The sequence below is a fragment of the Cupriavidus basilensis OR16 genome (genome assembly GCF_000243095.1).
Lineage (GTDB): Bacteria > Pseudomonadota > Gammaproteobacteria > Burkholderiales > Burkholderiaceae > Cupriavidus > Cupriavidus basilensis_D.
Genome location: NZ_AHJE01000034.1, coordinates 40,099 through 61,306 on the forward strand (window position 1 = coordinate 40,099; position 21,208 = coordinate 61,306).

Annotated in this window: 17 protein-coding genes and 1 pseudogene; 1 reads left to right on the plus strand and 17 read right to left on the minus strand. The window is 67.1% G+C overall.

The window, feature by feature from the left end:
• Position 1: 1 nt before the first annotated feature.
• From OR16_RS13170 to OR16_RS48230, 4 genes and pseudogenes are all read right to left on the minus strand, one after another.
• Positions 2-598, minus strand: a complete 597-nt coding sequence (locus tag OR16_RS13170; RefSeq protein ID WP_006158451.1) for a VOC family protein — start codon at positions 596-598, stop codon at positions 2-4.
• A complete protein-coding gene (locus OR16_RS13175) occupies positions 595-2,535 on the minus strand; it encodes an FAD-dependent monooxygenase (protein ID WP_006158452.1) in 1,941 nt (646 codons plus the stop codon). The genes OR16_RS13170 and OR16_RS13175 overlap by 4 nt, the downstream gene beginning before the upstream one ends.
• Before the next feature lie 48 nt (positions 2,536-2,583).
• Positions 2,584-3,867 (minus strand): FAD-dependent monooxygenase, encoded by a 1,284-nt coding sequence (locus OR16_RS13180; protein WP_006158453.1) that lies wholly within the window; start codon positions 3,865-3,867, stop codon positions 2,584-2,586.
• 34 nt (positions 3,868-3,901) lie between these two features.
• A pseudogene (locus OR16_RS48230) lies at positions 3,902-4,465 on the minus strand (FAD-dependent monooxygenase); the annotation flags it as partial.
• Between the two features lie 171 nt (positions 4,466-4,636).
• Here OR16_RS48230 and OR16_RS39690 point away from each other — a divergent pair.
• Positions 4,637-5,365 (plus strand): TetR/AcrR family transcriptional regulator, encoded by a 729-nt coding sequence (locus tag OR16_RS39690; protein WP_006158455.1) that lies wholly within the window; start codon positions 4,637-4,639, stop codon positions 5,363-5,365.
• A gap of 3 nt (positions 5,366-5,368) precedes the next feature.
• On the opposite strand, the gene OR16_RS13195 is transcribed toward OR16_RS39690, so the two are convergent.
• The 13 genes from OR16_RS13195 to OR16_RS13255 all read right to left on the minus strand — a co-directional run.
• Positions 5,369-7,801 (minus strand): ankyrin repeat domain-containing protein, encoded by a 2,433-nt coding sequence (locus OR16_RS13195; protein ID WP_006158456.1) that lies wholly within the window; start codon positions 7,799-7,801, stop codon positions 5,369-5,371.
• Between the two features lie 249 nt (positions 7,802-8,050).
• Positions 8,051-8,503: a GNAT family N-acetyltransferase gene (locus tag OR16_RS13205; protein WP_006158457.1), complete on the minus strand. Its 453-nt coding sequence runs from the start codon at positions 8,501-8,503 to the stop codon at positions 8,051-8,053.
• Positions 8,504-8,534: 31 nt separating this feature from the next.
• Complete coding sequence (locus OR16_RS13210; protein ID WP_006158458.1) at positions 8,535-8,948, minus strand: cupin domain-containing protein; 414 nt, start codon at positions 8,946-8,948, stop codon at positions 8,535-8,537.
• A 107-nt stretch (positions 8,949-9,055) separates the two neighbouring features.
• Positions 9,056-9,478 (minus strand): hypothetical protein, encoded by a 423-nt coding sequence (locus tag OR16_RS13215; RefSeq protein WP_006158459.1) that lies wholly within the window; start codon positions 9,476-9,478, stop codon positions 9,056-9,058.
• 496 nt (positions 9,479-9,974) lie between these two features.
• Positions 9,975-10,589 carry a hypothetical protein gene (locus OR16_RS13220; protein ID WP_006158460.1) on the minus strand — a complete coding sequence of 205 codons (615 nt, stop codon included), beginning with the start codon at positions 10,587-10,589 and terminating at the stop codon, positions 9,975-9,977.
• Entirely contained in the window at positions 10,570-11,208 is a 639-nt protein-coding gene (locus OR16_RS13225) for a hypothetical protein (protein WP_043419591.1), read from the minus strand. The genes OR16_RS13220 and OR16_RS13225 overlap by 20 nt, the downstream gene beginning before the upstream one ends.
• 155 nt (positions 11,209-11,363) lie before the next feature.
• Positions 11,364-11,522: a hypothetical protein gene (locus tag OR16_RS44045; protein WP_158001351.1), complete on the minus strand. Its 159-nt coding sequence runs from the start codon at positions 11,520-11,522 to the stop codon at positions 11,364-11,366.
• Positions 11,523-11,588: 66 nt separating this feature from the next.
• Positions 11,589-12,155 carry an adenylyl-sulfate kinase gene (cysC, locus tag OR16_RS13230; RefSeq protein ID WP_006158462.1) on the minus strand — a complete coding sequence of 189 codons (567 nt, stop codon included), beginning with the start codon at positions 12,153-12,155 and terminating at the stop codon, positions 11,589-11,591.
• A 39-nt stretch (positions 12,156-12,194) separates the two neighbouring features.
• Entirely contained in the window at positions 12,195-14,294 is a 2,100-nt protein-coding gene (locus OR16_RS13235; RefSeq protein ID WP_006158463.1) for an HlyD family efflux transporter periplasmic adaptor subunit, read from the minus strand.
• A 1-nt stretch (position 14,295) separates the two neighbouring features.
• A complete protein-coding gene (locus OR16_RS13240; protein ID WP_006158464.1) occupies positions 14,296-15,657 on the minus strand; it encodes an efflux RND transporter periplasmic adaptor subunit in 1,362 nt (453 codons plus the stop codon).
• On the minus strand, positions 15,654-16,424 hold the full coding sequence (locus OR16_RS13245) for an efflux RND transporter periplasmic adaptor subunit (protein WP_006158465.1): 771 nt from the start codon (positions 16,422-16,424) through the stop codon (positions 15,654-15,656). Before OR16_RS13245 ends, OR16_RS13240 begins: the two co-directional genes overlap by 4 nt.
• Before the next feature lie 95 nt (positions 16,425-16,519).
• On the minus strand, positions 16,520-17,986 hold the full coding sequence (locus tag OR16_RS13250) for a TolC family protein (protein ID WP_237717047.1): 1,467 nt from the start codon (positions 17,984-17,986) through the stop codon (positions 16,520-16,522).
• 118 nt (positions 17,987-18,104) lie between these two features.
• Positions 18,105-21,208, minus strand: a 3,104-nt coding sequence (locus tag OR16_RS13255; protein WP_006158467.1) for a putative Ig domain-containing protein, incomplete at its 5' end; no start/stop codon positions are given.

The following is a 21,208-nucleotide window of genomic DNA, read 5'->3' on the forward strand; positions in this document are numbered from 1 at the left end:
CTCAACGCAAGGTCAGGAACTGGCGGCTGGTCACCTCGCCGGGACGCATCAGCAGCGCGGCGGGCTCGCCCGCCTGGTAGCGCTCCAGCAGATGCTCCGGGTCGAACTCGACGCCGATGGAATTCTCGGCGAACGCGCCGGAGCGGAACCAGGCCTCCAGTTCCTCCGGTGCGGCGAAGTTGTCCACCTGAAGCTCGGCCTGGATGCCGTCCGGATCGCGGTAGTACAGCGACGTGGTCGGCCCGTGGTTGATGCACCATTGCGGGCGCAGGCCGTGGCCCTTCAGGCGCGCGTAGGTATGCAGCAGGTCGTCGAGGGAGCCGAAGGTGAATGCCACATGGTCCAGGCCTGTGCTCTCGCGCCGCTTCGGGTCGAAGTTGGCGGCGTTGATCAAGGCCAGGCGGTGGTGCTCGTCGTCGTAGGACAGGAAGCAGAGCAAGGCGTTGCGATACATCACGCGCGCGCCCAGCACCACACTCCACCAGTGGATCGCCTCGTCAAAGCGCCGCGTGGTGAGCACGATGTGCGCAAGCTTCCGAGGCGCCCGGGCCTCCGGGTCCGGGCAGGGGATAGGGAACTGGTCCATGCTGTCGCTCATTGCATCTCCTTGGTTGGGCGAGTCGGGCTGGCGGGGCAAGCCAGCGGTGCGGCGGGGGTCGCCGCGGCCTGGGAAACGAGGCGCGAAATCACGTCCGCCAACGTCGCGCACGGATCCGCGCACTGGCGCCGGCTGCGCCAGGCAACGATGCCGTCGCCCCGCACCAGCACCACACCGGATTCATCGATCTCCAGCGCCGCGGCGAGCGCCGACGGGCGGATGCGAAACTGCGCGCCCTCGTCGGTCCCGATGCGCGGGCACGCCACGTCGATGCCCCAGTCGGCACGCAGCTGTGTCAAGGCCGCCAGCCAGCGCACGCGCTCCTTGTCGCCCACAAGCAGCGTGAGCGGCGCGCGGCGCGCCAGGTCCCGCGTCGACAGCGACTCGCCAGCTGCTTCGCTCCAGAGATGTGGGATCAGCGAGCCGGGGCTTGTGGTCGGCCAGTATTCCGTGCCGCTGTGCGGGGATTGCGGGTGCGGATGCGGCTCGCGGCAGACAAAGCCACTCGATAGCGCATAGCCAAGATCGGTGCCGAGCGTCACGAACACTTCGCGTTGCTTGTCGATCGCCCTCCTGACCTTGGCGCGGGCATCGGCACCCGCGGGCGCGGTGCTCGCCAGATGGCGCAACGGCTTGAGGCCGGCGCCCATCACGGTGCTGAACAAGGTCCGGGCGGCGCGCCGGGGCAGCACGCGGACCCAGGCGGCGCGGGACAGCGTGGACAGCGCCTTGAAGCCGCCGGGATCCACGCCCGCGGCACGCAGCACCTCGTCGGACAGGTCGCTGAGCTGTTGCGTGCGGTGCCCATGGGCGGCGGCGCTGTCCGCCCGCTCGGTGGCGTAGCTTGACAACAGCCCTTGCGCGAGGCCTTCCGGCACAAACCCGCCCAGCAGCAACTGCAGCCGCCACGCCAGGCTCGCGGCGTCCTCGATCCCGTGGTTCATGCCAAAGCCGCCGATCGCCGAAAAGCCGGCGGCGGCGTCGCCCAGCAGCATGACCCGCCCCACCCTGCTCGTCGCGGCGCGCTGCAAGGCCATCGTCCAGGGACGGATCGAGAGAATCGTGGCTTCAGCGCGTTCATCGCCGATCGCCGCGCGCACCAGTGCCAGCGCCCGCGCTTCCCGCATCTCGCTGGCGGATTCGATCTCGGGCAACACCGCCGTGGACAGCACCCAGTCATCGTCGTCGGCGGTGTGGGCCGTGAGCGTGCCCACCACGCCGGGATTGAGAATCCAGTACAGCGGGCTGGGCCGCGACGTGGTCAGCCGGCCCAGTTTCGCGCGGAAATGGATCTGCGCAACCGCCTGCAAAGGGGTGGTGGTGGCGCGCACGCCAAGCAGGCGCCGCACGGTGCTGTGCGCGCCATCCGCGCCCGCAACGAAACGCGCGGCGCGCCGGACGATCCGGCCGCTGCGCAGCTCGCGCAGCGTCAACGTGCAGGCGTCATCGTCCTGCGACAGTGCCTCCAGCTCATGCCCTGCCAATAGTTCGATCAGCGGGCTGTCGGCCACGCGCTGGCGCAGGATGGGATCGGCCACGTTCTGGGACAGGTGCAATGGGCGGCAAGGGCCGCTGCCCAGAAGGCGGGCGGTATGCACCGGGTCGTTGCCGATCGGCACGCAGCGCCCGAGATCCACCCCTGCCAGTGCCGTGCACCACGTGATGTAGCGCAGCTTGAGCGGCGGCGAGCTGATCTCCCGCAGCGCCTCGGCCAGCTCCGCATCGATGGCGCGGATCACCTCCATGGCGCGGGCCGACCAGACATGGCCGCGCGGATGCGTATCCGCGCCAAGCTGGCGCTCGACCAGCACGCTGCGAATGCCGCGGCTGGCCAGCAGGAGCGCCAGCACGGTGCCGGCGATGCCGGCACCGATGATCGCAACGGGGCTGGGCTGCCCGGCCTGTCGGAGAGGCGTGGCTTGGGAATCGGTCTTCACGGGTGAACCTTTCTCTTGGGCTTTGATGTTGTCGGGTACTAACAGGCGCTAACAGGCGCTAACAGGCACGGGGACTTGCAGGATTTCGCACAGGGCGGCCAGGACCTCGTCGGGCCCCACCTGCGCCTGCAATGCGTAGCGCCATGCAACGTGCCCGTCGGGGCGCACCAGGATGGCCGCGTCGGGCAGGCCACCGTTCCAGGCGCGCAGTTGCGGGCGGTCGTCGCAATGCGTGATGGCATCGAGATCCAGCCCGTGCACCGGCACGCCGAGCGCCTGGCTCACGCTGCGGCCAAGCGCGGCGCACGGCTTGCCATGGCGGCCAAAGCCGGCGAGCAGGAAGCGCGCATTGCCGACCAGATCGTGCGAAGTGGCGGGCGCCCCGGCCGTGCCTTGGAGCCGGAAGTGCGGCAGGCGTGCGCCCGGCGTGAACGACTGCGCAACCTCCAGCACGGGATGCGATGTGGTGGGCGCGAGCGGCGTTGCGGTGCCGCTCGCGCAGATTGCCGCGCTCCGGTAGACGTAGCCCAGGTCCAGCCCCAGCGTATTGAAGTGCGCCATCTGCGCCGCAGCGGCCCGCTGCACGTCGTGCCGGATGCCCGCGAACCTTGCCGACGACGCCTGTTGCACTTTCCGGGTCCGCGCTTCCACGGGCGCGATCAACAAGCGCTTGAGCACCGAGCGCAGGGCGCGGGGCAGCACGCGGGCCGGGGCGCTGGCGCGCAGCCGCGCGAGCTTCGGCAAGCCCGCTTCGTCAAGGCCTAGCGCCGCGGTCACCTGCCCCATCTTTTGATGGTTGGCCACGCTGACGCGGCTGTTGGCCTCGGCGACCGGCTTGCGCTCGTCGCCATAGGTGCCGAGCAGCCCCTTGCCGGCCTTTCCGTTCATGACAAGGGCCAGCTTCCACGCCAGGTTGTGCGCGTCGGCCGCGCCGGTGTTCAGCCCGAGCCCGCCGGTGGGCGGGAAACGGTGCGCGGCGTCGCCGACCAGGAAGGCCCGTCCCTTGCTGTATGGCTCGGCAATGTGCGCCTGCATCGTCCAGTTCGACAGCGATGTGATGCGCAAAGGCAGGTGGCGCTCGCCAAGCGCGGCCCGCAACATGCGCTCGCACCTGGCCACGGAGAAATCGGCAGGCGATTCGTACGCCGGGAAATACGGCGTCATGAACACGGAGTAGCGCGCCGCATCGTGCACGATGAACGTGCCCGGGGCTTGCGCCGAAAGGATCCAGAACAGGATCGACGGACTGTCCTTGACCAGGTGCCGGATGTCCGCCTCGAAGTTGATGGTGACGAGATGCGCCAGGTTGGTCTCCCACCATCGGCAGCCCAAGGCCGCGGCGCACGGCGCTGCCCGCGCCGTCCGCCGCGATCAGCCAGTCGCTGCGCACCCGATACGCCTCGCCGGTGGCGGCATCGCGCACCACCGAGACCACGCCTTGCGCGTTGTGCTCCGCGCTTTGCCACACCTGGCCGAAGCACGCCTCGCAGCGGGCCCGGCGCGACACCTGCGCAAACAGCAGGCGCTCAAGATGATGCTGGGGAATATTCGCCGTCCGCTTGCTGCTGGCCGCCGCCAAATTGGCAAGGTAGGTGTCGCTGGCGATATCGATGCGCGCCAGGTCCGCCTCGGCCAGGTTGCGCCGCCATGTCACAAAACGCGCTCCGGCCGCATGCGTGGTGATGCCGGCCAGGTCCTCGTCCGTCACGCCGATGCTGGCCAGGATCTCCTGCGTTCTCGCATTGATGACATGCGCCTGCGGCGCGAGATGCAGGTCATCGCGCTGCTCGATCAGGAGCGACGCGATGCCCTGATCCGCCAGCAGCGCCGCCATGAGCATGCCAACGGGGCCCGCGCCCACGATCAAAACCGGAACTTCCAACTCCCGCATACCTGCCCCCAATGTTGCCTGCCGTCTCACGGCCACCATGGGACGTGAATTTATACAAGTATAAGTCAACAGCACACTGGTACTTATACTTATATCAGGATGGTTGGAAAAGCATGGGCGTTACCGGCGCCGGGCGGCGCGGATTCAAGCCCCGGGCATATGGGAGAATGGCGGCATCGTTACCGTGTGCGAACCGCGTCCCTAGCCAACATGACCCCTGTCGAGACCCGACGCCCCAAGACTCCCGCCCGCAAGCCAGCCGCCGAGCCGCCCGCGGCCACGGCAAGCGCCTCCCGCGCCGCCGAGGCATCGGGGCGGCAACGGCTGATCGAAGCCGCCGAGATCGAGTTCACGCAGAAGGGGTATGACGGTGCCTCGGTGCTGTCGATCGCCAACCGCGCGGGCGTGAAGCAGCCACTGCTGAACTACCACTTTGGCAGCAAGGAGGGCCTGTGGCGCGCGGTGGTGGAGAACGCGTACACGGGAGCGCTCACGGCATCAGGCCAAGCGGCGGATGCGCGCGATCCCGCCGATCCGCTCGCGCGGCTGCAAGCCGCGCTAAGGGCTTTCGCGGTCAGCAATATCCTGCATCCGGCGGCGCATTCGCTCGTGCTGATGGAAGTCGCGCAGGATGGCCCCCGGCTGGACTGGCTCGTGGACAATTACATGAAGCCGTTCCATGACAAGCTTGACGCGCTCATCGCGCAGTGCCACGCGGCGCAGTTGCTCAAGCCCTACCCGCCCGAACACGCCAGCGTGACGATGACGGCCACGCTCACGGCCGTGCAATCGGCCACGCACCTGATCCAACGCCTCTATGGCGTCGGGCCCATGACGGCCGAACAGGCGGGGCAGCACGCGGAGCAGGTCATCGACGTGCTGCTCAACGGCATGCTTGCGCGCCCCGCCAGCCGCCGGCGAACGGCTAGCGCCAGGTAGCGCTTAGCGGCGGGCAACGCCCGCTTCAAGATATCGCGCCAGCTCGTCGGCACGCACACCGATATACGGCCGGGCGCGCGCCTTCATGCTCATATCGCAATTGCCGGCCTTGGCGGCGCCCTGCATGACATGGCTGATCGCGCCCGCCATTTCCGGGCTGATGGCCTTGCCCGCATTGCCCAGCTGCCACGACAGCACATCCGCCACGGCCATGCCGCAGCGCTGCGGGTCGCGGTACAGCGCGGCGTCGTGTTCCAGCAGCATCTTCACCTTGGCTTGCTGGCCCAGCTGCATCATGATCACCAGCGGCAGCGCGTCGTTCAGGTCCACGCTGTTGATGCGCACGCCGCCGTCGCTGCGATCGGTCTGGTCGGCGCCCGCCTCGAGCCATGCCAGGTACAGGTCATCCGGCAGCCACGGTGCGCTCAGCGGCGCGATCGCGTTGTCCTTGAAGCCTTGTGCGCTGTCCTGGTACTTGAGGCTGACGCCGGCCGCAACCATCCGCTCGGCCGTGGCACGCGCACTGGCGCGCAGGCCGTCCCAGGCGGGGCTGTCCTTGCTGGCTTGCGCACGCGCCTCCAGGTAGCTCCAGGTGCGCAGCAGGGCCGACAGGGGCTCGCTGGTCAGCGGCGCCGCCGGCTTGCGCGAGGCCTGCACCAGGCGATCCACCAGCGCGGGCTGCAAATAGGAGGCCGAGAGGCGCAGCGCCTCTTCCAGGCCGTTGCGCGCCACGGCGTCCTTGCCGCCGTAGCCCCCCGCCGAAGAGTCCGCGCCACGATCGAGCACAAAGGACACGCGCTCCGGGATGGCGAGGGCCACGCCCGGCTTCAGCTCGCCGCTCGACTCGCGCAGCGCTTCGAGCAGCGGCGTTTCCCACATGGGGCTATTGCCGTAATACATGCGGATGTAGGCCGCGTTGATGTCCGCGCCCTTGGCCAGCAGCTGATCCGCAAACCAGCGCGTGCGAGAGTTGCTGATGGCCGCGTGCAGCACGGTGCGGCCTTTCTTGTCATGCGTGTTCGGATCCGCGCCGTGGGACAGCAGATACGCCAGCGTGGCGCGATCGTCCCCGTAGTAGGACGTGCGCGTGATCAGCAAAGGCGTGCCATTGATGTCGGGCGCCAGCAGCGAGGCGCCTGCCGCCAGCAGGATATCGGCAATGGCGTAGCGCTGCGCCAAGGGCCGCTTGTCGCGCCCGTCCGGCATGGCGGAGGCCATCAAGGCCGAGCCCCGGTTCGGCCCGTCCACCTTGGCGCCGTCGGCCAGCAAGGCGCGCACGATCTCCTCCTGCTGGTAATACACCGCCACGCTCAGCGCGGAGACACCATGCTCGTTGACCCCGTTCGGATCCTGGCCGCGCGCCAGTTGCATGCGCACGGCCTTGAGGTCGCCGGCCTTGATGGCAGGGAAGATCTCCAGCCGCGGCCGGCAGGTGGCCGGAGTCAGCTGTTTCTCATCCAGCGCGGCGCTGATGCGGGCCGCCACGTTGGACGGGATGGCATTGTTGGACACCAGCCGCAGGCTGCAGTACTGGCGGTAGTCCTCGCGCGCCAGCGCCAGGTAATAGTCGCGCTTGTCCGTGTCGCGCTCGCGCTCGCGCTGCTGCCAGCGTGCGTCCGCGCGGTTCAGGTAGGCCGCGATGCGCGACGGGTCCCGGCGCAGCACCTCGCCCAGGATCAGGTCGGCCTGGGCGGCATCGCCGGCCTCGGCCAGCCAGAATCCATAGTCGTTCAAGGCGACCAGTGTGTCGGGGTATTCGCCCTTGGGATCGATCTCGCGGTAGTCCCGCTCCATGACGAAGGTGCGCAATTGCGCCAGCGCGCGAGCAAATTCCGCGGTCTTCGCGCGGGGGATGGCACGCGCGGCCTGGTGCAGCGCGCGGAAGGTTGCCAGCGTGTCGGCAGGCTGGTGTTGCACGAAGCGCAAGTCGGCCGGCATCGCCGTCAGGCGGCTGGGATAGCTCACCAGGGCTTTGCGCAGCGTGACCATGGCTTGTGCCTGGCGCGCCGCGTCCCAGGGCCGCGTGCTGGTCACCGTTGCGGTGCTGGCGTCGGCGCGCACCGAGATGGCTTCGCCGGCGGCGTCCACCAGGTAGCCGTTCACCTGCTTGCCGTCGACATCGTTGTAGGTATAGGCCACCCAGTAGTAAGTCTCGTCGCCCCTGGGCGTGGTGACGGACACGTTTTCCTCATGCGACGGCCGCCACGCGGCGGGGTCGATCACCAGCGGCGGCGAGCGGAACGCCAGCGTGGACCCGCTGCCTTCACGCAGGTAGCGGTAGAAGAACAAGCGGTTCTCGACCTGGCCGACCAGCAGCGCATCGCGCGCGTTCTCGGTGCCCCACACGCGCCGCTCCGGCGCGTTAAGGGCGTAGCGGCTAAGGCGCATGGCGTCGATGACCGCGCCGATATCGTAGGCCAGCGCCGGATGCGGCATGCCGCCGAGGCAGGCCAGCGCCAGCGCCGCGGCGCCGAGCCATCGGGAAAAACGAGGAGCGTGGGGAGCGCGGGGAACAGGGAGAACAGGGAGAACTTCGGATCGAGCGATGGCAGGAATGCGGAACATCCGGGACGCAGAAGAGTGACAGGCGGCCCGATGATACTCCGCCCACCCGTCAATGCCACGATTCGTCCACTTTTTGTCCGCTTTTTTTCCATGCTTCGCGCGGCATTCCGCCTCGAATGGTCAGGCCGCGTCCTTTTGCATGAACACGCTCAGCGGGTCATCAGCGTAGCCTCCGAACGGGCCGCACTTTGCGTAGCCAGCACGGGCGTACAGCGCCAGCGCTTCGGGCTGGCTAACGCCCGTCTCAAGCACGAAGCGTGGACAGGCCCTGGCCTTGGCTTCCTTCTCCAGCGTGGCCAATAGCCGCATCGCAATGCCGCCGCCCCGGTTCGCCGGACGCACGAACATGCGCTTGATCTCGCCGAACTCCGGCTGCAGGACCATCGCCCCGCAACCCACGGCAGTGCCCAGTTGGTCTCGCACGACGGCGAAGAGAACGTTGGGTTGGGACAGCGAGTCGATATCGATGCCGTGATGGCTCTCTGGCGGGTACAGCGGCTTCTGGTAGGCGTCCAGTTCGTCGATCAGGCGGATGACTTCCGCTTGCCGGGGACTTTCAAGCGCGATGTTCATGTTTCGTAGCGTGGCGTGAAGGGATGCCTTCTCATCCCAGCGATGGATCGTACGGCAAGACCTGCTCGCGCTCGTCCGGCTGGTTGCGCGCAACGATGGCTTTAGCGGGCGTCGTCGCACTCAGGTTGAACGGCTGGTGCGGCACCCCCGGCGGTATGAACAGGAATTCGCCGGCTTCGGAGATGACCGACTGGCGCAGCCCCGGCCCGTAGCGGGTCTCGACACGCCCGTCCAGCACGTAGATGCCCGTCTCGTAGCCGCAGTGCACGTGTGGCTCGGCGTGCCCGCCCGGCGGCACGACCACGAGGTACATCGACAAGCCCTTGGCACCCGCGCTAAGCGCGGAAATGCCGACGAAGTAGGGCAAGCGCTGGCTGGTTGCGATTTCCCGGTCGGGACGCACCGGGACCAGGGTCGCTTCGATACTGGATGAAAGGTCCGGCATGCGCGCTCCTCTCGCTATCCCGACGAGGAATTCTACGCCGGAAAACCGGCAGGGGGAGGCCACCAGCGGCCTGCCCCCTGCCCGTCCGGCCGGCGGCGAAAAGCCGCTCAGAGATGGCGCACGGGCGTGTCCACTTTCTGGTGCGCGTCCGCATCGAGCGACTTTTCCGCATGGTCTCCGGAGACCCCCTTGTAGTACAGGTGCACCCCGATCGCCAGCGAGTCGTGGCGGATTTCCTGGAACGCTTTCCATGCCTTGGCGGGGTCCTTGAACACCAGGTAGTGCGCTTCCTGGGAAACCAGCGTGGCAACCTCGTGCAGGCCGTGGCCGTGCAGCGTGCTGACCAGTGCGTCAAGGCTTGTATGCGTGCGTGCGTCCGTGCGCGGGTACAGCATGTGGAGCACGGCCACGCGCTGGTCGGCTACCAGCGCCGACAGGGCAACGAGGATCTCCTGGTGGTTGAGCGCGGTAACGACGCTGTCGGCGGCACCTTGTTGCTTGGGGAATAGTGCTTCGATGGTGGAACTCATGGGATCACTTCCTTTCCTGCTGACTTGGGTGAAAGCGCACCGGGATGCGCTTAGGCACGGGGCTCCGCCAATAACATGACATCCTGCTTCTCCGATGGCGGAGCGCGACATGATCACTGGACACCCTCGGATTAACGCTGCATCCGGGGATCTCGCCGACATCCAGTACGGCATGGCGAGGCCTGAATTTACTCCTCTTCAGCGATTAGGGGAAACCCTGAGATAAACCGATACACATTCCTGCACGCCGGACAATACCGCCCGGCCCGCGCCAGCGCTAGACGTGGCGCCTCCGTTTCTTCTGGTGCAATGCGTCAATCCGGATTTCGCAACGCACGGCGACCACGCCGTGGCGTCGAACGCCTCGTGATCGCGCACGGCGCCCGCGGGCGGTTGCCTTGGAATGGCAAGGCCGATCGCGGCGATGTCGGCAGGGGTTTCCGGGCGGATTGTCAGTGCCATGGGGTCGTCGGGAAACGAAACACCGCGACCGGACTTATGGCTTTGCGAGTGCGGACTGGAAGGCAGGATCCACCAGCAACACGCCCACCAGCTTGCGGTAGAGCGCCTCATATTGCCCGGCTGCCTGCGGGATGGCAGTCGCGCCGACGAATGGCGAGTCCCATGTGGCAGTGACATCGAGCCGCTTGTCGTAGCACACGTTACCGGCCCGGGTCACGACGAACCGGGCCCCGAGCGAAGCCGTTCCCTGGCCAATGGGCGCGTCCACCTGGCTGTCAGCCAAGACGCCGCTCACTACGGCATCCGCGCCAGGATCCAGCAAGCCGGCAGAAGCCAGTTCCACCCGCAACGTCTGCCGCAAGTACTGCGCAAAGGAATCCTCCACGGGCGAACGCAGCTTGTTGCTCCGGATGCTGACGCCCTGGTCCAGCCCCGCACCCTTTGCCGGGTCCGGTGTAAAACGGCCAACCTCCACGGGCGCCAGGCCGGCCCCACGGAGCTTTGCCGCGTTCTCGATCGTCGCCTTCGGCTGGCCCATGCGCATTTCCGCGCACCCCGCCAGCTGCAGCAGCCCTGCCATGCAGATCAGCAGGGCCGCCAGGCGGCAGGCACGCCCGCGACCGCCAGCATCAATGGAAGGATGCGTCATCGGACAGATCCTTCAAGGCATTGCTCAGTACGTCGCGCGTCATCTTCTGAGCCGCCACGGCCATGTTCTCGGACTTCACAGCGCCGGCCGGGGGGCTGGCATTACCCAGCGTCGTATGGATGGCATGGCGCGCCGTCTTCACGATGGGGGTGGATTGCCCGGCCGGCAGATAGCTGACGGTACAGATATAGCCATCCGTAACGGCACTGCCCGCCAGGCCAAAGGTGAGCCCCGTCACGAAGCCCTTGCTCGCCGCGTCCGTCGTCAAGGGAACATTGTTGAGTGTCACGCTGAGCAGGGAAGCCCCCGGCACCGGCTCCGTTGCGACGGTGGAAAACAGGCCGCTCTCCTTAACCTGCTTGGCCACGTCCTCCTTCAGGAAACTGGTGACCCGTGCATTGGGCGCGCCCTTGGTCTGGAACTCGAACACGAGCTGTACTTGCTTTGGCTGCTCTGGTTTTTTCATGTCGGCTACCGGGACCTCCTTGGTCGCGGTATCCACATAGGTGCTGGCACATCCGGACAGCAGCGCGGCGCCGCTGACCAACAAAGCCAGCGAGAGCTGACGAATGAAAGAACGACCCGAATTACCCGAATGATTTCTGTTCGTGAATTGCATGACTCTTCTTCTGTTTATTGGAGTTTGATCCGTCAGCATACGGGTGACCGAGATGCCCGCTCGCCAAAGGATAGCCGCCGCAAGGTGGCGGCATGCATAGTAACGGTCAGGTACAGCGGAGATAGACCCTACCGAGGGAGGGGGCGCGTAGCGCGCTAGTCCAGCTGGAAGCTGATCGGCTGCGTCGCCGTGTAAGCCGTCGCCTGGCCAGCATCGGCAGGCGCGCAATCTCGTGACAACGCGTACTTCTGATAGATGGCGCTTTTGAAGGTCTCGATCGCCGAGTCAGGCAGGAGCGAGTCCGAGCCTGACATCCGCGCTCCGCCAGGGGTGTTGGCAAACGGCCGGATGTACGGGACGTTCAACCGGACGCGTTCATTTCACGCTGGCGATAGCCGCACTGCCAATGCCGCGTAGATCGAATCCGCCGCCAGCTCCGGCCCGACGACTTCGGTATCGATCGCCAGGTCAGGTGCAAGCGGTGTTTCGTACGGAGCGCTCAAGCCGGTGAACTGGCTGATCTGCCCGGCTGACGCCTTGGCATAGAGTCCCTTGGCATCGCGCTGCGCGCAGACCGCGAAGCTAGCGCTGAGGAACACTTCAAGGAACGCGTCACCGCCGATAATCTCGCGCGCCTGCTGGCGCTGGCTGCGCAGCGGCGAGATGAATGCCGCCACCACCCACAGCCCGCTGCGATTGGCGAGCCTGGCCACTTCGGCGGCGCGGCGGATGTTCTCCGTGCGGTCCTCGGGCGAAAAACCGAGATCGCGATTGAGGCCGGCACGCATTTCATCCCCATCGAGCAGCAGCACCGGATGGCCGGCGGCCAGCATCCGTTTGCGCAGGGTGTGGCTGAGCGTGGTCTTGCCCGCCCCCGATAGCCCGGTGATCCATACCGTTCCCGGCCAGTGCCTGGTGTCGTTCGATGCGTTTGGCGCAAAGTGCATGCTGTGCGTGATCCGGTATGTTTGCGTGGGGCTGCGCGATCAAAGGCCGCGTTCGCGCTGCATCAGACCCAGCAGCGCGGTCCAGGCATCGCCCGCCAGGCTATGGCGCTGGCGGGCCAGCAGCACGGTACCCGGCAATTCGCGTGTCAGAGGCAGCGAGTCGCAATGCGACAAGCGCACGCGGAAGATGGCCGTGGTTGGCGCCAGTCCGTTGTGCTGGCTGCGCGTAACCGCAATGGGGCCGCCATAGAGGCTGGCCAGCGTGCGCTGCTCGAGGCCGGCCACATTGACCTGGTCCGTCTGCGCGGCGGCGCAACGCACCGAGCCGAACTCCGGCAGGTTGGCAACAAAAACGCCGCTGCTGCCGGCGCTGAGCGTGGCGTGATCCTGCTCGCCGATGAAGGCTTCTGCTTTCAGCGCGTTATCCTGGCCGACGATATGGTAAAGCGGCTCGCCGCGAGCCAGCCATGCGCCGTCGGCGAGAAACAGGTTGGCATCCACCACGCGCCCGGCAAACGGCGCCCGCACTTCCAGGCGTTTTCGCTCTTCGGCAAGGCCCGTCACTTCCGCCTGGGCGGCGGCCCAGCGGCGGCGCAGCACGTCGCCCTCCTCGCGCAGCTTGGTGGCGAACGGTTGCTGCTCCATTTGCCAGCGCAGTTGCTGTGCCTGCGCCTGCGCGGCGGCCAGGCGGAAGTCCAGTTCCGGCGAGACCAGCTGCGCCAGCAACTGGCCCGCGGCGACAGTCTGCCCCGCTTGCACCGCGCCACCGCTCACATAGCCGGGCTGGGCCGCATAGAGCGACTGGCTCTGGCTGGCGCTGAGCACGGCCGGCGCGCGCAGGGTGCCGCGCCATGGAATCACGACAAGGGCAAGCAGCAAGCCGAGCAGGACCACGGCGCGCCTGGTCTGCGCGTTCCAGTGGATATCCGCACGGCGCCGCCGCCATACCAGCACTTCACGAACCACCGGCATGACGATGAACACGCCTAGCTCGATGGCCAGCAGGGCCAGCCCCAGCGTCTTGAAGAACAAGTGATAGACGGTCAGTGCGATGCCGAAGAACAAGCCGAGCCGGTACAGCCAGGTCAGGATGGCAAAGACAATGAGGAAGCGGCGCCGCGAGACGGAAAAGGGCTCGGGCACCGGATCCCCGAAGCCGAACAGCCGCTCGCGCAGCCACCAGCGTGCCATCGCAAATGCCCGGTCGTGCAGGTTGGGCATATTGAGCCAGTCCGCCAGCAGGAAGTAGCCGTCGAACCGCATGAACGGGCTGGCATTGATGGCAAGGGTCAGCAGCCATGTGCTGGTCGCCAGCATGAACACCCCGGCGCGCAACGGCCCGTCCGGCAGAAAGCTCCACGCTACCGTGGCAAAGGCGGCCAGCGCCAGTTCCGAGAGCATGCCGGCCGCGCCGATCTTGAGCCGGTCCTCGCGCCGCATCAGCTTCCAGGCTTCATTGGTGTCCGTATAGAGCACCGGCCACATCACCAGGAAAGCGATCCCCATCGTGGGTACGCGGCAGCCGTAACGGTACGCGGTAAACGCGTGGCCCAGCTCATGCAGCACCTTGGCCAGCGACAGCGCCAGCCCGATGCCCAGCAATCCTTGCAAGCCCGCATAGGAAGCAAAGGTATGGGTAAATTCATCCCAGCGGCGCGATACCAGGTAAAGGCCAAGCAAGGCAACCATCCCCACGCCCCACCAGAAACGCGGCTTGAACGCCCATTCGACCCACGGCGCGCAACGCTGCAGCATGGGCATGGGCCGCACCAGGGGCATGCGGAAGAACAAGTAATGCTTGAGCAGCCACATGGCCTTGCTCACGCGGTGCGCGCCCGCGATGCGGCCCAGCCGCGCGCTGTCTTCTGCCCGCCACGCAAGCAGCAGGTTGTGCCGGTGGAGCAACTGCACCACCGCTTCGAGGTCGTCCTCGCCCACGGTCAGCGTGGTCTCGCGGTTCACCGCATCCAGCAACGCGCGCGCATCGCCAAGCGACCAGCGCGAAAGGATCTCGAATGCCGGCCAGGATAGTTGATAGAACTTGTTGGCGGCCGGGTCGTGCAAGGTCCAGGTGGGTGCGCCGCTGGTATCGGCCGGGCCGGGGTGCAGCGTCAGGTCCTGACGTAATGGGGGCAGCACGTTAAAGGCCTATCCACTGGCGCGCCACCGTCAACGGACGGCGCAGCGCATGATAGAGAAAAGGGACCCAGCCGGCGGACAGCCGCGCGGTGCCGCGCAGCCCAAGCCGCGGCACGTCCTTGGCGGCAAAGCTGGCGCGCACGCGATAGGCCAGGACGCCGCCGTCGGTTTCGGCCGCGGCGTAGGACACGCTGATGATGCGGGCATCGAACGCCTGGGTCGGGTTGGCGTCCGGGTAGAAGGTGATCGTGTCGCCCGCCTGGATGCTGACCTGCTCCGCCACCGGCATCTGCGCGGTGAGTTCCACCTTGGCCGGATCGGCCAGCAGCAGTACCTTCTCGCCGATGGTGACGGCCTTGCCCTGCCAGTCGTTCACATCACCGAACACGGCCACGCCCTCGCGCTCGGCCTTGACCTGCACGCGCGCGAGTTGCCTGGCGGTGTAATCGAGTTCCAGCGCCCTCTGGTCCAGCTCGCCGCGGGACTGGGCCATCTTGAGGCGGCTCTCGTCGTCGGTCACCGCCATCTGCGCCGACTGGCGATAGGTCTCCTGCGCCGTGTCGTAAGCACGCTCGGCCACGGCGCGGCGGGTCTGCAGCGCCACCGTGTCCAGGCTGAACAGCGGCGCGCCTTGCGGCACCGGTTGGTTCGGCTGGACGTACACGCGCTCGATCACGCCATCGAGCGGCGCGCGAACCAGGAACGGATCGCGCGCGGACACCTCGGCCGGCGCCAGCACGGTGAGCCGCATGGGAATCAGGCAGACCACCAGCAGGCCAAGCAGGACCCGGCGGCGTGTTCGCCCGGGCCGCAGCATGGCCTTGAGCCGCTGGCCCAGCGGCTGCGCGGGCCGGAACGCCGCCAGGGCGTGGCCGTAGGCGTGCGTGACTTCGGCCAGCACCGCCAGTTCGTGTTCGGAGAACGGCGTTTCGCGCGCGAGCAGCAGCGCGCCGTCGCGCCGGCCGAGCTGGTCCTTCAGCGGCAGCCACAGGGCGTGCGCCGGCAGCCAGTCCGCCCAGTCCGCGCTGGTTTTAGCTGGCGCGCCGTCTTTAGCTGGCGCGCCGTCAGCGTCGAGTGCCGAGGTATCGGCGTGGGCATGGGCCAGCCCACGGCAGAGCTGGGTCAGCCATTGCAGGTAGGGCGCGTTCGCGTCGGCCTGCGGCAGGCCGGAGACGGCCGAGACATGGCCCAGGCCGCTCTCCAGCCAGACCGCTGCCTGCCGGTAGGGCACGAGGCTGAGCGTCTCGTTGGCCATCACGAACCCGAGCGCCTCCACGTTTTGCGCTTCCCGCGCGCGGCGCTCCAGTTGCAGCAGCGCGAGCAGCGGAGCAACCGCCGTCGGTGTATCGGCGCCTTGCGTCATTTGTCGGGGAAACTCGCCCAGCCGCTCATGCCCGGCAGCAAGGAGGCCTGGCTGCCATCGATCTTGCCGGTAATGGAAATCGCCTGGCTCACCGGGTCGATCCTGGCGCCAATGCGGCTGACCTTGGCCGGGAACGACTGGTTGAGCTCATCGACCAGGACCGTGAAGGGCGTACCGGGCTTGATGCGCGCGAGCCACCTGGACGGCACGATCATCTGCAACTCCAGATCGCTGGAATCGACGATCTCCAGCAGCGGCTTGCCCGGCGTGACGAACTCGTGCGCCATCGCCAGGCGCTTGGTCACGCGGCCCGAGAAAGGCGCCGCGATGCTGCACTTGCTGACGGTGGAACGCATATAGGCGGCTTCCGCAGCCGATTCCTTGGCCTTGGCTTCCGCCTGCTCGATCTCCAGCTTGCCGACCGAGTTCAACTCCGCCAGGCGCTTGTTGACGGCAAGCACCTTCTGCGCGGCGCTGGCGGAGGCCTCGGCCTTGTGAAGCTGGGCGTTGAACAGCGCGCAGTCGAATGACACCAGCGTCTGGCCGGCGCGGAAACTGTCGCCGTCGCGCAACGGCAGCCGGTCGATCTTGGCGTTGAGCTCGCTGGAGATCGTGGCGAAGTCGCGCGCGGCCAGCTGGGTGCGGATACGGCCATCCTTGTCGGCGCCGGCAAACGTGGTGGGAGCGGCCACGGGTGCCGCGCCGGCAGCGGCTGCCGCCAGCAGCAGCGAAATCAAGGCGGCGGCGTTCAATGCAAAGCGTTTCATTGCGGAGTTACGGTAAAACCAAGTGACTGGATGACTGGATGACTGGATGACTGGATGACTGGTTTGCTGGGTGACTGGTTTGCTGGGTGACTGGATTACTGGGCCTGCTTGCCCGGCTCGACCAGGGTCTTCTCGTGCTCGGCGATGGCCGCGCGCAAGGTCGGCAGGTCGTAGCCGCCAACGGCCGTCGGCAATGGATCGAGACCCAGTGTCGCCATCATCTGGCCGGAAGCATTCTGCAGCGCGCCGTAGGCTTGATACAGCCGCAGCTCGGACATCACCGCGCTGGCGCCGGCGCGAATCTCGGCCAGCTTGCCGGTTGCGTCGGAGCGGGTGGCGTTCTGCGTATGCGTCAGGATGCGCTGATCCACGTCGTTCATCTTGCCGGACAGCTCGAAGGCGCGCTTGTAGCCGATATAGCCCCGATATGCCACGTGCACCTGGGTCAGCACCGCCATGTTCAGCGCCAGGCGCTGTTGCTTGGCGACTTCATACTGGGCGTCGGCGGCGGCACGGATGTTGCCGGCGTTGAGCAGGTTGAGCAGGTTCCAGCTCATGCGCAGGCCGATGTTGTTCCAGGCGTTGTTCACCAGGAAATTATCGGTGTCGAAGTTCGCGCCCAGCTGGAAGGTCACGCCCGGCAGCAGCTTGGCGAGCGCCTTTTTGGTTTCGTCCAGGCCAATGCGTTCGTTGTAGCCGGCCTCGACCAGTTCGGGCCGGTTGATCAGGGCGGTTTCTTCCATCTTGTCGGCGGCTACCGGCAACTTGGGCAGGCTGAAGCCTGCCGGCGCGGCGAGCGCGTAGTCATCGCCCGGCGGCACGTTCATGATCGAGGCCAGGCGCGGCTTGGCTTGCGCGAGCTCGTCGCGCACGGCTTCGAGCTGGCGCAGGATATCGAGCAACTGGCGCTGGTAGTTCAGCGATTCCAGCGGCGACTGCAGCTTTTCCTTCTCGATGCGCTGGGAGTCGTCCAGTGCCTCTTGCGTCAGCTTGAGGATGGGCTCCACCTTGGCTTCGAGCTGCTGCGCGCCCACGGCCTGCCAGTAGGCTTGCCTGACCTGCTGCATCATCAGGTGAATCACCTTGCGGCGCCGCTCGCTCATGACCAGCACGCGGTCGGCCTGCTGGCGTGCCGTGTAGTAGCTGACGCCAAAGTCCAGCACGTTCCACGACAGGTTCAGGTCGCCGTTGTAGTGTGAGCGCTCCGACGAGGTCGACGGCACCAGGGACTGCTGCCCGGTGACCACGTCCCTGGAGGACGACGCGAGCTCGTTGCTACGCCAGGCGTAGCCCGCATCGGCCGTCAGCCTGGGCAGCATGTCCCAGCGCGACAGGTCGAGCTGGCGTTGCGCCATGGCTTCTTCCATCAGCTTGAGCCGGCCGTCGAGGTTGTACTTCAGCGCGCGCGCCATGGCCTCCTCGAGCGTGACCGGGCCGGCAAGCGCCTCCTGGTTCTGGAACATCGCCTGGCGTTGGTCAGGCAGCTCGGCCTGGCGCTCGGCCAGGGTGGTGGCGACGGGCTGGACGGCACAGCCGCCCAGCATCGCGGTGGCGGCCAACACGCAGACCAGCTGTTTGGATCCGGGTTGGACAAGGCGAGAGATAGCGTTCGACAACGGTTTTTCCTCTTTCCGGGGTTGCTGCGTTTTATGTGGATTCATGGCGTGATTCGCTATCGGCCTAGGCCTGCTCCGGCTGATGCTCCGGCTCTGCTTGTGCCTGTGCTGGTGTTTGCGGTTGTCGGCTCATTTGCAGATGGCGCAGCAAGGCGGCATTGGCAGCCTGCTGCGCTGGCCGGCCAAACTGATCGAACTGCGCTGCCAGCGCCGGCTTGCCGGCTGGCTGCGCCGCCGCGGCTTGCAGGAGGCCGGCCAACGGATCGGCGTGGCTCCCGCCGCCCCGTGCGAGCGTGTCGGCGTGTTCCAGGCCCGCACGCGAGTCAGCCGAGGCTTTCACGTTCAGGTCGAGATGGCTGCTGGCGCGATTGCCCTTGTTGTCGCGCGCGGAGACTTCGATCTGGAGCTTCTGGCTCATGCCTTGCGGCGGCTTGCCGGTCAGCGTGCCGGTCACCGGGTCGAACTTGAGCCACGGCGGCAGCGGGCGCCCGTTGGCCAGGCGCACTTCCACCGTCACAGTGGCTTCGCGGTCGCTTGCGCGGAAAAGGGAAGCCGGTAGCGCAATGCTGACCACCTCCCCTGCCCGCGCCGAGAAGCTGCCGATCTCCGGCATGGCCTGCAGGCCAATGCTGCCGGCGCTGCCGACCTCGACAAGACCCATGCGCCCTTCGGGCGCGAGCAACGCAAAGCTCAGGCTGCCGGCGGAGAGCGGATCCGCATTGAACGGGTTCCTGCCAACGGCATCCGGGCTGAAGCCGGCGCCGTTGCCGGGCGGGTTGAGGGTCGGCGCATCGACGCCAGGCGCCGAGTCGAGCGCGGTCAGCGTGATCAACGGCGCCGACGGGGCCGGCGCCAGCGGTGCCGGGCCCGGCACGGGCACCGGGGCTGGCGCGGGTTGCGTCGTCAGGTGGACAATCGAGCGCACTTCGTACGGATCGCCGCTCGCGCCCGCGGCGAGCGGGTTGCCCGCGCGGTCGGCAATGCCCGTGCCGCTTGCATTGAGCGTCAGGCCAATCTGCCCGGAGCCGCCGAGACCGGTGACAAGCACGGTATAGGTCCGCGCATCGACCTGGGTGACGCCGCCGATGATGCCGGTTGCGGAGCCGGTCCGGGTCAGCGCGAAGTCGCCAGCATCCACGCCGGTGACGCCTTCAGCGAACGTCACGGTATAGCTCGCCGCGCTGCCCGAGGTGGGCGACGCATCCACCCGCGCAATGCCCACGGCCGTGGGCGGCGTGGTGTCCACCGTCACGGCCCGCGTATCCGCCACGCCGTGCAGGGACACATCGAACGCATTGCCGGCGCTGTCTCGCATCGTGCCGCCGTTGGCCTGCAAGGCGGTCACGGCGATGCCGTTGGCGTCGTTCTGGCCAGCCGCAACGATGTAGCGGAAGGTCAGCGCGGTGGTCCCGCTGCCGGACATGTAGTCCGCGTAGACGGTCTGGCCACCGACGTCGAGCACCAGGCGCGGCGTGCCGCGGGTGGTATCGATCACCGTGTTCTCGGACAGGCTCACCGTGAAATCGAGCACCTTACCGGCGTTGTAGTCGCCACCGGCCGGCGCGCTCACGCCGAGCACCACCGGGGCGGTGTGATCGATCACGTAGCGCTGGCCGGCCAAGCCACCGGCAATGGCGTTGCCGGCCGTATCGGCGATGCCGGTACCGCTGGCCTTCAGGTCCAGGCCCAGTTGGCCGTCGCCGGTCACGTTGTTCACCACCACGCTATAGGTGTGCCCGTCGACCTGCGTCACCGAGGCAATCTGGCCGGCGGCCGTGCCGGTGCCCGACAAGACGAAATCGCTCACATCCACGCCGGTGACGTTCTCGCTGAAGGTCACCGTGAAGTGGACGGCGTTGCCGGCAGTCGGCGTGGGGTCCGCGGCGATGACGGCTACCGCAGACGGCGCCACGGCATCGACCAGTACCCCGGTGGTGGATGCCACGCTGTTCAGCGTAGTCACCGCGTCGTTGCCCGCAACATCGCGCACCGTGCCGCCGTGGAGATCCAGCGTGGAGGCAACGCTCACGCCATTGCTGTCGAGCTGGCCGCTCGCCACGGTCAGGCGGAATGTCAGTGCGCTGGTACCGGAGCCGGCCAGATAGCTGGCGTAGACCGTGCCACCGGTGCCCAGCGTCACGGCGATGCGCGGTGTGCCGCCAGTGGTGTCGACCACCACGTTCTCGCCATAGTTGACGGTGAAGTCGAGGTTCTGGCCAGTAGCATAGGTGCCGTTGGCCGGTACGCTGACGGTAGCCACAGTCGGCGCGATGCCATCCACCACGATGTCATGCTGGCCGCCCATCGAATGGGCGCCGCCCACGGCGGGCAGGGTCAGTACCGCGGCATCGCTGCTGGCGTTGGTGATCACGCCGCCGTTCAATGCCAGCGCGGCTGACGACGCCACATCGAGATCGGCGCTGCTGTCGCCGGCCTGCACGGTATAGCGGAACGTGAGCGTATTGGTGCCGGAGCCCGAGATGTAGGTGGCATTGCGGTCCACCGCGCCGGTTTCCAGCAGCAGGGTCGGTGTGCCGCCAGTGGTATCGACGGTCACCGCCTGGTCGAACGTCACCACCACGCTGACCGTATCGCCAACCTTGTAAGTGCCATTGGCGGTGAGGGCATCGACGTTGGTGACGACGGGGCTGATGCTGTTGACGGTGATCGCGATCGTATCGGTAGCCGTCTTGGCGCCGCCAGAACCCGTCAGCCCCTGGTCATTCGTGGTGATCTGGATACTGCCTGCCCCGTGATAGCCGGGCGTGGGTGTATAGACAAGGCCATTCAGCGCGGCGTTGATGTCAGCCAGCGTCCCCGTGAATGTCATCGTGGCATCACCCGTACCGGAGCCGACAAGAAAGGTCAGGCCCGACGTGCCGGGGAGCGTGACCACGCCGTGGGCTGCCGTCAGCGTCACTTGTTCGACGCCGCCACCGGAATCGACATCGCTGACCGAGATCAGGTTGCCATTGCCGGCGCTGAATGTCAGCGCGCTGTTCTGATCGACACTCTGGGCCGCCGGAACGGCGTTGACCGGGCTGTCATTGACGGAATCCACGCTGACAAGCTTGGTGGCAATGGCACTGTCGGTGGTGCCATCGTTGACCGTGAAGCTGATGGTGCGGCTGCTGGCATTCGGCAGGTCCGACGTATCGGTGTACGTGA

Coding starts and splice junctions, on each gene's coding strand:
- OR16_RS13215 (WP_006158459.1), bottom strand. CDS start 9,478: ATGAGTTCCACCATCGAAGCACTATTCCCCAAGCAACAAGGTGCCGCC.
- OR16_RS44045 (WP_158001351.1), bottom strand. CDS start 11,522: ATGTCAGGCTCGGACTCGCTCCTGCCTGACTCGGCGATCGAGACCTTC.
- OR16_RS13225 (WP_043419591.1), bottom strand. CDS start 11,208: ATGCAATTCACGAACAGAAATCATTCGGGTAATTCGGGTCGTTCTTTC.
- cysC (WP_006158462.1), bottom strand. CDS start 12,155: ATGCACTTTGCGCCAAACGCATCGAACGACACCAGGCACTGGCCGGGA.
- OR16_RS13210 (WP_006158458.1), bottom strand. CDS start 8,948: ATGCCGGACCTTTCATCCAGTATCGAAGCGACCCTGGTCCCGGTGCGT.
- OR16_RS13220 (WP_006158460.1), bottom strand. CDS start 10,589: ATGACGCATCCTTCCATTGATGCTGGCGGTCGCGGGCGTGCCTGCCGC.
- OR16_RS13195 (WP_006158456.1), bottom strand. CDS start 7,801: ATGCCGCATCCGGCGCTGGCCTACGATATCGGCGCGGTCATCGACGCC.
- OR16_RS13240 (WP_006158464.1), bottom strand. CDS start 15,657: ATGACGCAAGGCGCCGATACACCGACGGCGGTTGCTCCGCTGCTCGCG.
- OR16_RS13205 (WP_006158457.1), bottom strand. CDS start 8,503: ATGAACATCGCGCTTGAAAGTCCCCGGCAAGCGGAAGTCATCCGCCTG.
- OR16_RS13170 (WP_006158451.1), bottom strand. CDS start 598: ATGAGCGACAGCATGGACCAGTTCCCTATCCCCTGCCCGGACCCGGAG.
- OR16_RS39690 (WP_006158455.1), top strand. CDS start 4,637: ATGACCCCTGTCGAGACCCGACGCCCCAAGACTCCCGCCCGCAAGCCA.
- OR16_RS13245 (WP_006158465.1), bottom strand. CDS start 16,424: ATGAAACGCTTTGCATTGAACGCCGCCGCCTTGATTTCGCTGCTGCTG.